At 67.6% G+C, this 14,808-nt stretch carries 7 protein-coding genes; 4 read left to right on the top strand and 3 right to left on the bottom strand.

What is annotated here, in order from left to right; translation table 11 throughout:
• Positions 1–198: 198 nt before the first annotated feature.
• On the top strand, positions 199–1,641 hold the full coding sequence (locus OG394_RS17575) for a glycoside hydrolase family 76 protein (RefSeq protein ID WP_328996458.1): 1,443 nt from the start codon (positions 199–201) through the stop codon (positions 1,639–1,641).
• A gap of 413 nt (positions 1,642–2,054) precedes the next feature.
• Here the strand turns inward: OG394_RS17575 and OG394_RS17570 are convergent, their stop codons facing one another.
• Complete coding sequence (locus OG394_RS17570) at positions 2,055–2,465, bottom strand: RpiB/LacA/LacB family sugar-phosphate isomerase (RefSeq protein ID WP_328996457.1); 411 nt, start codon at positions 2,463–2,465, stop codon at positions 2,055–2,057.
• 53 nt (positions 2,466–2,518) lie between these two features.
• Between OG394_RS17570 and OG394_RS17565 the strand changes: the two genes are divergently transcribed.
• The 3 genes from OG394_RS17565 (at position 2,519) to OG394_RS17555 (ending at position 8,464) form a co-directional block, all read left to right on the top strand.
• On the top strand, positions 2,519–6,226 hold the full coding sequence (locus tag OG394_RS17565) for a glycoside hydrolase family 2 TIM barrel-domain containing protein (protein WP_328996456.1): 3,708 nt from the start codon (positions 2,519–2,521) through the stop codon (positions 6,224–6,226).
• A 122-nt stretch (positions 6,227–6,348) separates the two neighbouring features.
• The gene (locus tag OG394_RS17560) at positions 6,349–7,590 is read left to right on the top strand and encodes an FAD-binding protein (RefSeq protein WP_328996455.1); all 1,242 of its coding nucleotides are present in this window, start codon (positions 6,349–6,351) and stop codon (positions 7,588–7,590) included.
• Between the two features lie 25 nt (positions 7,591–7,615).
• The gene (locus OG394_RS17555; protein WP_328996454.1) at positions 7,616–8,464 is read left to right on the top strand and encodes a tryptophan 2,3-dioxygenase; all 849 of its coding nucleotides are present in this window, start codon (positions 7,616–7,618) and stop codon (positions 8,462–8,464) included.
• A gap of 3 nt (positions 8,465–8,467) precedes the next feature.
• Here OG394_RS17555 and OG394_RS17550 read toward each other — a convergent pair whose 3' ends face one another.
• Both OG394_RS17550 and OG394_RS17545 read right to left on the bottom strand, forming a co-directional pair.
• Positions 8,468–13,498 carry an AAA domain-containing protein gene (locus tag OG394_RS17550; RefSeq protein ID WP_328996453.1) on the bottom strand — a complete coding sequence of 1,677 codons (5,031 nt, stop codon included), beginning with the start codon at positions 13,496–13,498 and terminating at the stop codon, positions 8,468–8,470.
• A gap of 34 nt (positions 13,499–13,532) precedes the next feature.
• Positions 13,533–14,750, bottom strand: coding sequence for a M48 family metalloprotease (locus tag OG394_RS17545; protein ID WP_328996452.1), 1,218 nt, complete (start codon positions 14,748–14,750; stop codon positions 13,533–13,535).
• Between the last annotated feature and the right edge of the window lie 58 nt (positions 14,751–14,808).

Raw genomic sequence — 14,808 nt, 5'->3', positions numbered from 1 at the left:
TGACCGACCGGGCCGGGGACACGGACGCGACCATGCGTGGGAGGGGTGGACCATTCGAGCCTGATAGAAACGTTTCCAGGAATTTGGGGTGAGGCGTTGACGGGTTTGGGGTGGGGTCGTACCGTCTTGAAAGCGCTCGCATCCCTGCTGTCGTTGGTGATACCGCGACGGCCCGCCCCGGGGAGTCCCAGCATGATGATGGCTGCCGTTTTACTGTCCACCGCGTTGATTCCGCTCGGCGCTCCGACGCCGGTGCCGGATCCGAGCCCGAAGACGCACGCGATCCAGGCGACGATCTGCAACAAGTACTGCGACTCCCGGGATCCCGCGTTGTCGCCGGGCGATCGGGCGCCGGTCTCGTCGACGCTGTTCGGCCGGACGTTCGTGCTGCACTTCGACGACGCGGACGCGATGGGCTGGGGTTCGGTCGGCAACGGCAGTCCCGGCGACGAGGTCTGGCTCGACCGCTCGTTCGACGGCGGCCGCACTTGGGCTTCGGGTAGCCGCCTCGGCGCGACGACCGTCCCGGCCGGCCAGACCGGTTGGCGTACGAACATGTACAACGTCGACGACTGGAACAACCACGGCGTCGGCGCACTCAGGGCCTGCGGCAAGGCGTCCGACCGCCCCGACATCACCTGTACGCCGTGGGCCCGGACGACTTGGAACGCGGGGGATCGACGTACCGCCGCTGCTACCGCGCAGATGATGTTCTACAACTACTCGACGGGCCTGTTCGCCACCTCCGGCTGGTGGAACTCCGCGAACGCACTGACCGCCATCATCGACAACGCCCGCGTCACCGGCATGGGCAGTTACCGGTACGCCGTCGGCCGGACGTACGACCTGAACCTCAACGCGCAGCTCGGCCAGTTCCGCAACGACTACCTCGACGACACCGGTTGGTGGGGCCTTGCCTGGATAGCGGCGTACGACCTCACTGGCGACAGCCGTTACCTGCAGACGGCCCGGGTCGACGCCGACCACATGGCGGCGTACTGGGACAACACCTGCGGCGGCGGCGTTTGGTGGCACACGTCGCGCAATTACAAGAACGCCATCACGAACTCGCTCTACATCCACCTCACGGCCGCGCTGCACAACCGCATCTCCGGCGATACGACGTACTTGAACCGCTCGCGCAATGCGTGGACGTGGTTCCAGGGCACGGGCATGGTCAACTCGTCGAAACTGGTCAACGACGGCATCAGCCTCTCCACCTGCAAGAACAACGGCGACACGGTCTGGACGTACAACCAGGGTGTCCTGATCGGCGCGCTGACCGAGCTCAACCGCGCTACCGGCGATGCGTCCCTGCTAACCGCGGCGCGGGGGATCGCGGACGCGTCCACGACGGCAGCAGGCCTGCACAGCAACGGAATTCTCCGCGAGCCTTGTGAGCCGAGCAGCTGCGAGCCGGACGGAATGTCCTTCAAAGGCGCCCACGTCCGCGGCCTCGGCAAACTCAACGCCGCCCTATCGGACCACCCCTACACGACGTACCTCTCAAGGCAACGCGACAGCGCGCTCACCAACAACCGCAACGCCCTCGCCCAGTACGGCCTACGCTGGGCCGGCCCCTGGGACAAGGCCGACTCCGCCCGCCAACACAGCGCCCTAGACCTAATGAACGCCTCGTAAACCCCACACCACGCCAACACCGGCAGACGCCTGCGGCCGGCAATCCCCTAAGCCTTGCGTCGATTGGTCTGGATTCGACCCGCTCCCGCGGCGGCCCACCTTGGTCAACTCGGGTCATGCGGTCGAATCCTGACGAATCGTCGCTAATGCCGGTCCACGAATGGCCTTCCCCGGATGGTTTTCGGCGTACGACGCCAGAACACCCCGGGCAGGCGTGATTCGGGGCGGGGCACTAGCGACGATTCGTCAGCATTCGACCGCAGACCGTCCGCTTGCAGCTGACTCGCCGCTCAAGCGGTCGAATGCAGACCAATCGACGCAGTGCTTAGGGGATGCGGACCGCGAGCGTCTGCCGGTGTTGGCGCGGTGCTGAAGGGGTGCGGACCGCGAGCGTGTGCCGGTGTTGGTGGGGGTTAGTCGTCTAGGGAGTGGATGGTGGGGAGTTCGGCCGGGTCGGGGGCGGGCTCGTTGAGGAAGGCGTGGAGGCATTCGACGGCTACGTCGGGGGATAGGCGTTTTAGGGAGAGGGTGAGGATGTTGGCGTCGTTCCAGAGGCGGGCGTTTTTGGCGGTCCAGGCGTCGGCGGCGGTGGCGGCGCGGGCGCCTCGGACCTTGTTCGCGGCGATCGCGGTCCCCGTGCCCGTCCAGCACATCAGCACGCCGTAATCGCAGTCGCCCTCAACCACGGCGACGGCGACATCGCGCGACATCGAAGGCCAACTCGTAGACTCGGTCGGCCGCACCAACTCGTGGCTCTCCTCGATCGCGGCCACGACCGCCCGCGTGCACTCGTTCTCGTCGTCCGCGCCAAAGGCGATTCTCACGCACCAAGCATGACACCCTGGCGAGGGATTTGTTCGACCATGAGGAGATCGCTTTGCGCCGCCACCTGCCATTGCTCTGCACGGTCGCCCTGGTGGCAGGCCTGACCGGCGTTGCCGCGTCGATGACGACTCCGACCGTCGACGGGCCGGTCACCAGCGACGCGGTGCACGCGTACCTCGAAGACCCGGGCCGAGTGGCCGAGGGACAGGTCGCGCCGCATACCCGGTTACGGCCGTACGACGACGAGACGGCTGCCGCCCACGGAGGCCAATCGCCGTACGTGCGAGTGCTCGACGGGGCGTGGAAGTTGCGCATCGCGAAGACGCCGGGCGAGGTACCGGCGGGGTACCAGGAGCCCGGGTACGACGCGTCCGGCTGGCCGTCGGTGCAGGTGCCGCATACGTGGCAGAGCGACTTCATCGATCACCCGGTCTTCCGGAACGTGCCCGAGGAGCTCTGGCCCGACGAACCGCCGAAGGTGCCGCGCGATGTGAACCCGACCGGCGCTTACCTCAAGACGTTCGACCTGCCGCAATCGTGGGATGGGCGGCAGCAGTTGCTTAGGTTCGAGGGCGTCACCAGCGGGTATTTCGTCTGGGTCAACGGCAAGTACGCCGGGTATGACCAGGGCGGTTACAGCCCAGCCGAGTTCGACGTGACCTCGAAGGTCCGGCCCGGCCGCAACACGATCGCCGTACAGGTCCATCGTTGGGGTGCCGGGGCGTACCTGGAGGACTACGACCAATGGCGTTACGCCGGCATTTTCCGCGACGTGTACGTCTATTCGTTGCCGACAGCCCGTATCCAGGACGCCTACGTCACCACGGATCTCGACTCGGCCTATCGTGACGCAACGCTGAAGGTCGATGCCGAGGTGGTTGCGCCTGGCAACGACTACAAGGTCGTCGGCAAACTGCATGACGCCAACGGCCGGCTGGTCTCCACCATCCAAGGTGGCAGCGGGGTGATCAGCAATCCGGCCAAGTGGTCCGACGAGACGCCGACGCTTTACACGCTTGTGCTCTCGCTCGTGGATCCGGCCGGGCGGGTGGTGCATTCGACCCGGCAGCAGGTCGGATTCCGCGAGATCGAGGTCAGGGACAAGCAGGTGCTGCTCAACGGCAAACGCATCCTGTTCCGCGGGGTCAACCGAGCCGAGACCGATCCCGAGACTGGGCGGCACGTCACCCGCGCGGCGATGGAGCGCGACGTCCGGTTGATGAAGAAGCTGCACATCAACGCCGTGCGCACTTCGCATTACGAGAGCGATCCGTATTGGTACGAGCTGGCCGACAAGTACGGTCTGCTGATCGATGACGAGGTCGATATCGAGACGCATTCGCGCGAGTCGTGTCCGTCGAACTGTCTGGCGAGCAAACCCGAATGGCAGGCGGCGTTCCACGACCGGTTCGTGGCGATGGTCGAGCGGGACAAGAATCACCCGAGCGTGGTCTTCTGGGACACCGGCAACGAGGCCGGCCTCGGTACGGCGCATTTCGCGATGGCCGAATGGGCCGACGCCAACGAGCCGACCCGGCTGCTCTATCACCAGCCGAACCGGCCCGATGGGGACGCGCCGTTCGCGGATGTTGCCGGGCCGCGCTATCCAACCCCGGCATCCCTGGAAAACAAGGCGAAAACGTTCGCCAAGCCGATCGTGATGGGCGAGTATGCGCATGCCATGGGCAACGGTCTGGGCAACTTCGACCAGTTCTGGGCGCTGGCGAGGAAGTACCCGTCGATGCAAGGCGGCTTCATCTGGGACTGGGCCGAGCAGAATCTCGAACAGCCGTTGGTGATGACGCCCGCGAAGCTGCAGACCTTCTTCGTCGGCAAACCTTCTTTGGTGGAAGGCCATCAGGGCAAGGGCGTTGAGCTGTCCGGGCTGGACGACTTCGTGAACGTCTTCCGCGACGCCTCGCTCGACGACATGACGGGTGGTCTCACCCTCGACGCCTGGGTCAAACCCGGCAGCTGGGCCGGGTCCTTCCCGATCGTGACCAAGGGGCAGCAGTACGCCCTGCAACAGCCGAACGCCTCGACCGTCGAGTTCCGCGTCACGATCAACGGCGTCGAGCGTGCAGTCTCCGCCGCCGTACCGGCGAGCTGGGTCGGCAGCTGGCATCGCGTCACCGGCACGTACGACGGCCGGGCCCTGACCTTGTACGTCGACGGGGTGCGCGCCGCCGGTCTCGAAGCCGCCGGGCGGATCGAGCCCGGTCTGTGGGAGGTCAACGTCGGACGGAACGCGCAGACCCAGCAGGACCAGACCAAGACCCGGTTGGCGCACGGCGTGTTCGACCAGATCCGGATCCACTCGCGCGCGTTGACCGCCGATGAGCTGACGGCCGACAAGTCGGGCGAGGCCGTGCTTGCTTTGGACTTCGAGGAGTCGAAGGCGGTAGGCGACTTCCAGAGCCTCGGCGTCAGTCTGTCGGGCACGGACGGCCTGGTGGGAACCGATCGATACCTCCAGCCCGAGACGGCCGAGCTGGCGTGGGCCCATTCGCCCGTACGGTTCAGTTCGACCGAACCCGGCGTGGTGACGGTCTCCAACGAGCGCCAGTTCGCGCCGCTGGCGATCGACGTCCGCTGGGCCGTTCGGCAGGCGGATCAGGTCATCCGGCAGGGCAGCGTTCCTTTGACCCTGCCGCCCGCTTCACAGCAGGTGCTACGCCTACCGGTCGCGGCCGAAAACCCCCGCTCGCTTGAGCGATTCCTAGATCTCGACGCGGTCTTCCGCGATGGCGCGATGACCACACGCGGCCAGTTCCGCCTCGGTGGCACGGTCGTCGCAGGTGTGGCCGAACCTCCGAAGACCGGTGCCGTCGGGATCAGTGAGGTCTCTGGAAAGACCGTTGTCTCGGGCAAGCAATTCCGCTACACGTTAGACCGCACAACCGGAACGCTGGCGTCGATGGTTGCCAGGGGCAAGGAGTTGCTGCAAGGTGGACCGGAGCTCGACGTCTGGCGTCCGCCGACCTCGAACGAGACGTACGGCTGGGGTGTCGCGGATCGCGAACGCTGGAACGCGATCGGCCTCGATCGCCTGCAAACCAAGGTCTCGTCTATCGACACCACGAGACTCCCGGACGGGAGCGCGCGGATCGTGGTGAAGAGCGTTGCCGCGGCACCGGGGCACAAGGCGGAGCTGTCGTTCGACCAGGCCATGACGTACACGATCGACGCGGGTGGTGCCATCACCCTCGGGCATCAGGTCACGCCGAAGGGCACCAAGCTCGGCACCCTGCCATACCTCCCGCGCCTCGGTTTCTCGATGCGTGTGCCCGAGTCGCTGAGCCGGTTCGCGTACTACGGCCGTGGGCCCGAGGAGAACTACAACGACCGCGCCTCCGGCACGCGCATCGGGGTATTCCGTAGCACCGTCGACGAGCAGTACGTGCGCTACTCGCGGCCGCAGGCGTACGGCAACCACACCGACACCCGGTGGACCAGTCTCGGCGACGGCCGCAACGGACTGCTGGTGGCAGCCCCGGAGACCGTCGACGTCAGCGTCACCCCGTACGACCGGCTCGACCGCGCGGAGTACGACTTCCAGCTCCCACTCGTGCGGAACAAGGGCTGGGTCACCATGCACGTAGGCGCTCGCGAGACCGGCATGGGCGAAACCCCCAACAGCACCCTGCCGCCGTACCGGGTGGACCCGACCAGGCCCCACTCGTACGGCGTGACCTTGCGGCCGCTATCCGGCGACGAGGCGGTGTCAGGCGCTCCAGCGATTCCTGGACAGCCGCAGTAGCACCCGGAGAGGACCACCTAGGCTTCGTCTTGACATTCGTTCGTCGGAATACGGCCTGTATACAACGTGGATACAGGCCGTATTCCGACGAACGAACGCAAAAGACCTGTGAGGGAGATGCCGTGGTGTTGAGGAACTGGGCCGGCAATATCGAGTTCTCGGCCGGGGAGCTGGTGAGCTGCGCCTCGGTGGAAGAGCTGCAGGAGGTCGTGGCGGCCGCCGAGCGGGTGCGGGTGCTCGGCAGCGGGCACTCGTTCAACCGCATCGCGGACACCACTGGCACGTTCCTTTCGGTTGCCGGTCTGCCACCCGTCATCGACGTGGACACCGACGCGCGGCAGGTGACGGTCTCGGCCGGTCTGCGGTACGGCGAGGTCACCACCCGCCTGCACGCCTCGGGTCTCGCCCTGCACAACCTCGGCTCGTTGCCGCACATCTCGATCGCAGGCGCCTGCTCCACCGGTACGCACGGCTCCGGCGATGCCAACGGCACCCTCGCCTCCGCCGTGGCGGCGATCGACCTGGTCCGGGCCGACGGCTCGCTCACTCGGGTACGCCGGGGCGAGCCGGACTTCCCGGGGTCGGTGCTGGCGTTGGGCGGGATGGGCGTGATCGTCGGGCTGACCCTCGACGCCGTGCCCGCGTTCGACGTACGCCAGTTCGTGTACGAGGGCGTGCCGCTCGAGCGCCTCGGCACGGACTTCGAGGAGATCTGGCCGAGCGCGTACAGCGTGAGCGCCTTCACCGACTGGCAGAAGCCGGCCCAGATCTGGCGGAAGGCGCTCGCGGATCAGGAGCCACTCGAGCCGGGCTGGCTCGGGTCGACCCCGGCGGACGGCCCGCGCCACCCGGTGCCGGGGATGCCCGCGACGTACAGCACCGAGCAGTTGGGTGTGCCCGGGCCTTGGTTCGAGCGGCTGCCGCATTTCCAGCTCCGGTTCACGCCGAGCACGGGCGAGGAGTTGCAGTCGGAGTACTTCGTGCCGCGGGCGATGGCGCCTGCCGCATTTGAGGCGTTGACCAGGCTTGGCTCGCAGATGGCCGGGTTGTTGCAGATCTCCGAGGTGCGGACGATCGCGGCCGAGGACCTGTGGTTGAGCCCGAGCCAAGGGCGGGACACGGTCGCGCTGCACTTCACCTGGGTGCGGGAACCGGTTGCCGTGCAGAAGGTGGTCGAGCAGATCGAGGCGGCGCTGGAGTCGTTCGACGCCCGGCCGCATTGGGGCAAGGTCTTCGCGACGGACTCGCCGCGGGCGCTTTACGAGCACGCCGGGGACTTCGCGGAGCTGCTGGAGCGGTCCGATCCGAACGGCAAGTTCCGCAACGACTTCCTCGATCGCTACTGGCCTCGCGACCCTCGCTAGTAATAGGCAGAGTTACGCTCGGTCCGTGACCACTCCGAACGAGTCCACTACCGAGCCAACCGCAGACGCCGTCAAGGGTCAGTGGGACGGTGTCGACGTCCACTTCGGTGAGGAAGGTGGCCGCCTGACCTACGGCAGCTACCTGCGTCTGGGCCAGCTGCTCGACCAGCAGCGCCTGGAATCCGATCCGCCCGCCCACGATGAACTGCTGTTCATCACGATTCACCAGGTCTACGAGCTCTGGTTCAAGCAGATCCTGCACGAGATGACCGCCTCCCGGGACGCGATGCTGACCGGTGAGCTCTGGCTCGCGCAGCACCTGCTCCGCCGGGTGCATACGATCGAGCGCACGCTGACCCAGCAGGTCGACATCCTGGAGACGATGACGCCGCAGGACTTCGGCGAATTCCGGCACCGGTTGTCGCCGGCGAGCGGTTTCCAGTCGGTGCAGTTCCGGGAGATCGAGTTCCTCTCCGGCGCGAAGGACCCGTCGTTCGTGCAGCGCTTCCGCGGTCTGTCCGAGGCGGAGAAGGTCCGGCTAGCGCAGCGGCTGGAGGAGCCGACCCTGTGGGAGGCGTTCCTCGCGGTGCTGGCCAAGGCCGGGTTCGACACCGGCACCGAGGACGAGATCCGCAGCGCCTTGCAGAAGGTGGCCCACGATCGGTCTCAGTACGACGCGGTCTGGGAACTTGCCGAGGCCCTCCTTCAGCACGACGAACTGGCCGCCGCCTGGCGCGCCCGCCACGTCGTCATGGTCGAGCGCATGATCGGCACGAAGCCCGGCACCGGTGGTTCCTCCGGCGCCAGCTACCTCCGCAGCCGCCTCGAGCTGCGCTACTACCCCCTCCTCTGGTCTCTCCGCAGCACCCTCTAAGCCTCAGTCGGTCGGCCGGGCCAGCACTTCTTGCAACCCGGCCACCACGGCCTCCGGGTTTTGCGTCCAGTCGGTGGTGAGAACGTGGCGAACCTGCCAGCCGCCAGTGGTGAGCGCGCGCGGATGCGTGCCGAGGCGTTCGAGCAGTGAGTCGGCGGCGACGCGCTCCGGTGTGTCGACGAGCACGGCCAGGCGGTGCCCGGTTTCGCCGGTACGCCGGAGGGCCAGGTCGCACCGGAACACGGATTCGCCCACGTCCGTCTCCACCTCGATGCCGCCGACTTCACGGAGAGCGTCGGCCAGCTGCCGTACGACCGCGGACGTCTCCCGGGCTGTCCCGGCACGACGGACGCCCAGCCCGGCACTCGCGGCGGCGGTGTCGCCTCGGGAGACGGCTTCGGCGTACGTGAGGAAACGGCGAAGGGTGTTGGCGCCGTCGTTGTAGGTGTTGGTGATCGCGTCGGGCTCGATGCTGGAGACGATGACCATGTGCTCGCGGGCACGGGAGAAGATGACGTTCAGACGTTTCTCGCCGCCCGCGGTGTTGATCGGGCCGAAGTTCATCAGCATGCGGCCGTCGGATCCGGCGGCGTAACACACGCTCATCAGGATGACGTCGCGCTCGTCGCCCTGGACGTTCTCCAGGTTCTTCACGAACAGGCTGATGTCCTGGTCGTCGCGCGTCCGCACCAGTTCTGCCTCGTAGGCGGCGCCGAACTCCGGATCGAACTGCGCGAGCTCCTCCAGCGCCCGCTCGATCTCACCCTGTTGCGCCTCGGAGAACGCGACGATGCCAAGGCTCTTCCCAGTACTGCGCCCGAGCAGCTCGCGGACCATCGCGGCGATCCATCGAGCCTCGGCCGGATTGGTCCGGCGCTGGTAGACGCCGTCGGCCACGCGGACCGTACTGATACTGCCCGCGAGCAGGCCGTCGACGATCTCGCCGACCTCACCGGCAGGCCCTTGCACCGTCCACGGGGGTGCCGTCGGCGCGGGTAATCGATCCGGAACGGTCGCGAGCCGCCCTTGGTAGAAGGCCGCGTTGCTGAACGAGATCAGCGCCTCGGACTTGCTCCGGTAGTGCCAGGTAAGCATCGTTGACGCGAGCCGCTGAGCGCTGATCGAGAGCCAGCTGTCCTCGTCGAGTACGACGCCCACCTGCTCCGCTTCGGCACCGAAGTCGCCATCATCGTCCGGGCGGACTGCTGTGGATACGCGGAAGTACTGCGTTGGCGGCAGCTGCATCTGGTCGCCGACCACGATTACCTGCGGCGCCCGGTGCAACGCGGGCACGGCCTCCTCGATCGGGATCTGGCTCGCCTCGTCGTACACGACCACGTCGAACGTCGTCCCCAGCGGCAACGTGTCCGACACCGACGACGGGCTCATCAGCCAAACCGGCCGCAACAGCGAGACGACCGAGCCCGAGGCGCCCGAGGACAGCTCACGGATCGACTTGTAGCGCATCACCTTGCCGAATTCGTGCTCCAGCTCGCGACGTCCGGTGCTGAACGCCTTCTTCCGATCGCGGTCCTCGCTGGACATCCCGGTAGCGCTCAACTCGGAATGCGCGAGCTCCGTGTGGAACCGCCGACGCACCCGGGCAACGACGGCCGCCGCGTTGAGATCGGTCAACTCGTCATAGGCGAGACCGAGTTGGCCGACGACGCGATCGAGCCTTCCCGACGACAACTCGGGCGCACCTGCACGAGCCCGATCCCACGCCAGCCGGCTCACCGCGTACTCCAACTGCTCCGGCGTCCCCCTCAATCGCCGTACGGCGTCCTGAACTGTCGTTTCACAGGCCCCAAGGGCTTGAAGTGGTGCCGCGAGCGCCTGGAGCGTCGGCACGATGCCGGGGGAGGCCAACCGATCGAGCAGCGCCCGCAATTCGCCGAGCGTGAGGTCGTCAAACGCGGTGAGCAACTCGGCGCCAAGCTGTTCGGCGTGGCGCAGAGCCGGAGCGATCTGCGCCAGCGGTTCGGCCAGGCCGCCCGTCAATTCCGCATGCCAGTCCGCCAGGTCGGATTGACGGATGCGAGCGAGGTCGTCGGACAACGCGACGAGATCGGCCGAACCCCAAACCCGCTGGGCCTCCTCCTCGGACCGGCGCGCGAGCTCGCCGTGGTGGTGTGCCTCGGTCAGGAGGTAGAGGGCGTCGGTCACGGAGGCGTGCTCCGTCGTGGCGTCGCGGTCGAACCGGCTCGAGACCATCGACTTGATCCGGCGCCAGTCGCGGTTCAGGAAACGGAAGGTGCGCGGCTCCTGGTGATGGGCGATCTTGTACGCCGATTGGGCCTCCGCGGCCGAAGGTGGTGGCTCCCGCCAACCGCGCGCGTCGTGCCAGCAGCGGGCCGCGGTCGTACGCTGCCGCTGCTGGTCATCCCGCGCCTCGGCCAGCTCACGAGCGGCAGGGGATCCCGGCTCCAGCGCCTGCCCGCGTCCACGCTCGACCAGCGGCGCGAGCACCTCGGCCGCCGAGACGAGCTCGCGCAATCGACGTACAGGCAAGTCGGCAAAGCGCTCGGTCGCAGGATTCCAGGCGTCTCGGGCCCTCGCGGCGCGGGCGGGGATTTCCAGGTCGGCACCGGCCGCACTCCAGAGCGTAGGTTGCACCCGGGCGAGCAGACTCCGCGCGAGCACACCTTCGCTACTGGGGTCCACCGCCTGCAAGACGCGGGACAACTCGGCCACGACGCCGCGCGCCGGCCACCAATCGCCCTCGGTCGGCACCAGCCCGCGGTCCTCGAGGCCCAAGTCGTCGCCCCACGCCTGATCGCGGAGCGCCGCCAGCCGCTCGACCACTTCGCGCAGCGCCGGTTTGTTGCCGGAGGCAAGCAATGCCTCGAACTGGGCGACCGTGTGCAGCAGCCCGTTGATCCGCGTGATCACCTCGTCCCGGCGGATGGTCAGTTGGTCCAGGTCGTCGCCGGCCGCGAGCCAACGCTCGTACGTATCGCGCAGCCCGTGCACGAACGCCTTCTTGTCGGTCTGCGAGTCGTGGATCAGCGTGCACAACTCGTCCAGCCCGCGGCCGGCGAGGCGGGCGTGCACCACGTCGAGGGCGGCGCGCTTCTGGCAGACGAACAGCACGCGACGACCTTGCGCGACGAAGTCGGCGATCATGTTCGTGATGGTCTGGGATTTGCCCGTGCCCGGTGGCCCCTGGATCACAAAGCTCTCGCCCCGCCTTGCCCGCGCGACGGCTGCGACCTGCGAGCCGTCGGCCGGCACCACCAGATGCCGCTCGGCCGTCGGCAGCTCGGGCGGTTGGGTGGAGAGCGGCCGCGGATCGTCGGAGAACAACTGCTCGAACGACGCACACGACTGACCGTTCGCGAGCAGCTCGTCGTAATCGCGGACCAACCCGAGAGTCCGATAGTTGAAGTTGGCCAGCGCCACCGCGCAAAGGTCGAAGTCCCACGCGTAGGGACTCGCGCCGGCGCCCTCATCGAGGGTGTAGGTGTCAGTCTCGATCGGCCCGGGCGCGCTGACCGATTGCGTGCGGGGCTCACCGAGCAGCACGCCGATGGGCAGCTCCTGCACAGCCAGTTGGTGCCGGAAGATCTGCACGCCCAGCGGCTGGTAGTCGGTCTGCCGATAGGAGTACGGGTACCTGCGGCCGCCGAACTCGTCCGCGATGTTGCCATGCTGGTGGCGCCGGTAGCTGCGCAGGCGGACCATCGCGCGGTTCCGCACCAGGTCGATGCGCGGTTTGTCCTGGTACCGCAAGGTGAGACCCGGCTCCGACGCCTGGAACTGAGCGGTCAACCTGGCATGCAAATCGGTCATCGCCGTCTGCTCACTCAGGTCGATGTGCTCGGGCAGCTCAACGCCGTACAACTCGTGCAGGAGATGGCGAAGCGTCGGGTTCACCTCGGCGACGGGGTCGGCCACGCGCAGGGTGTACGAGTCGCGGACGCCGCGCTTCTTCGCCAGCTCGACCTTGAGCAGCAATAGTGGCGAGGTCAGGCGCGTGTCCGGATCGTTCTTCAGGTCATGCCAACGAAGGAACACCGGCACGAGCCGCAACTGGTCCTGCCCGAACTCGGCCCGATCGCGCCGGGCCGTCGAGATCAGCTTGTCCAGGGAGCTCGCGGCATACGGCGCTTCCTCGTAGCGCACCCACTTACCCAGCGAGTACGTCTTGCCGCCGGCGAGATCGGCGCTCCACGTGAAGAGGTGCTCCGGCCGGATCGTACGCACGTCGAGCATCAACGGCACCGACGCCTCGGTCAGGTTGAGACTCTGCGCGGTATGCCGGAACTGGACCAGCTTGTTCCGTCGGGAAAGGTCGAACAGCCGGTGCCGCAAGGCCGTCAGCACGGCGGCCCGGCGATCGGTCTCGCGCTCGGTGATGGCCGCCAGGTCGAAGTCGAGCGGCTGGTCCCGATAGTCCTCGAGTCGATCGATCAGCGAGCGGAGGTCCTGCGCCCGGCGATGGCGATCGGGCTCGGCCATCTGCACGGCGACCGCGGCGATGACCGGATGCACCGGCGTACCGATCCGGAAAAGGTTGCCCTGGGCATCGATCAGGCGCGCGACGTCTTCAGTGCGGTCGAAGTCCAGCCCACAAGCCAGGGCGATCAGTAACTGCCCTAAAGAGAAGACGTCCGTGAGCGGATCGTGATGGCCGACCACGTGCTCCCAGCTCTGCCAACCAGGCACGAACACGGGGGAACTGATCGCGGCCGGGGTCGGCTCGGCGACCAGGAGTTGCGCGGAACCGCCCGCTCGCTCCAGGTCCGTCTCGAGGCGCCGCTCCCGGATGATCTCGACGGCATCCGCCCTACGGCCTTCGCGAGCGGTCAGCTCCTCCGGCGCGAGCAACGGCCGGATCGCCTGCTCGGGCGCGAACTCGAGCCGGCTCTGCTCATCGAGCGTGAGCTGATCCAGCCCGCGCAACGGCGCGACCAACCCGCGTTCGTGGATCTCCGCCGTCTGCCGGAACAGCGGCAACACGGCAGCCAGCAAGGCGTCGCTGCCCAGACCGCCCTTGTCGACGGCCAATGCGACCAGCTCCGCCGCCCTCACGATGACCACCCCCACGCCATCTGGAACGCGCGGCTCACCACAGTCGTTCCTCAGCCAGGGCTACCAGCTCGGCACGCCGCTTGCTTGTCCAGCCGAGCTCGTCGTCAGCCAGATCGTCGTACGTCGTGAGGCCGGCGCGCCGGGCGATCCGGATCGCGGCGGCCAATCCCGCATCACCCGTCTCGGGATCGGCGGTCGCCAAGTCGAGCAGGAGATAGCCGAGAAAACGCAGGGTCGCCGGAGTCAACGCGCGCGGCTTCGGCATCGGCGCGCCATCCACCGGGCGCATCGCGAGCGGCTCGTCGAAACGCGGGAAAGACCCGGTCAGCGCGGGCAACTCGGCCGGAGGTGGATCAAAGAAGGCCGCCGCATGCGTGGCAACCACTGGCGTCCGCAGCTCTTCCTCAGCCGCGATATGGCCGGCGAATCGCCCGGCGAGGTCGCGCAGGATCGCGGCGTCCAGCACGTCCGGCGCGTCGACGTCGAGCGGCCCGGTGACGATGCTCTCGACGTCCTCACCGGCAAGCCAGCCGCGCAGCGCCCAAGCCCGGGCGACGCCCTCGGGGTGACTAGTGCCGCGACTGCCCGAACTCAGGTCGATCTCGGCGGCCTGACGGAGATACGCCTCGGGATCGACCTGCGCCAGACCCGTGTGAGCCTTGAGCAACGCCCGCACGGTGGTTGCGAGATCGCCGCAGGCCGTCAGCGCGCCCCGATCCGCGAACAGCTCGCACGCCATCGCCCAACGTCTGGCGGTCTCGAGGTACTGCCCCGGCGTACGCGCGTCACCGGCCGCCGCGTCGAGGAGCCGGTCGATCGCGAGATACGCGCCGTCGTCGAGCGTCCAGAGCAGGCGATGGGCCAGCTCGTGCCCGCAAATGGCGGTCAACTCGTCGGCGTCGAGCAGGTCGAGCAAGCTTCCCGAGAAGAGAATGACCGTTCGGCCAGGTTGGTGCAGGAGCGACGCGTTGGCCGAACCGCCCTCCACCTGGAAGAACTCGATCGGGCCGGTCAGACCCAGCGCCGTACAGGCTCGATCGGCGGCTTCGTGCAGCTCCGGATGGCCGGTGGGCTCGAGGCGATAGGCGTTGCGCAGCAGGGCTTGCGTCACTTCGGGATCGTCCGCGGCGGCTGATCCTGGCCCTGGTTCAGACAGCAGTGAGCGCCAGGCGGACTCATCCGTCCGGCGGACCTGCGTCAGCACGGATCGGTGATACGCCAGCGGCTGCAAGGCGAGCGGAAATTCGGACACGCCGTCAGCGTAACGACGCCCACCGACAGAACCCGTAGCGTGGCTCGCGCTGATCCAC

Origin of the sequence: Kribbella sp. NBC_01245 (assembly GCF_036226525.1) — a bacterium.
Taxonomy (GTDB): domain Bacteria; phylum Actinomycetota; class Actinomycetes; order Propionibacteriales; family Kribbellaceae; genus Kribbella.
Note: the sequence above shows the minus strand (reverse complement) of the source record. Positions and strands in the feature narration are given on the sequence as shown.

What these genes read in the sequence shown, in the direction of transcription:
- OG394_RS17575 (WP_328996458.1), top strand. Translation starts at nt 199, where the DNA reads ATGGCTGCCGTTTTACTGTCCACCGCGTTGATTCCGCTCGGCGCTCCG.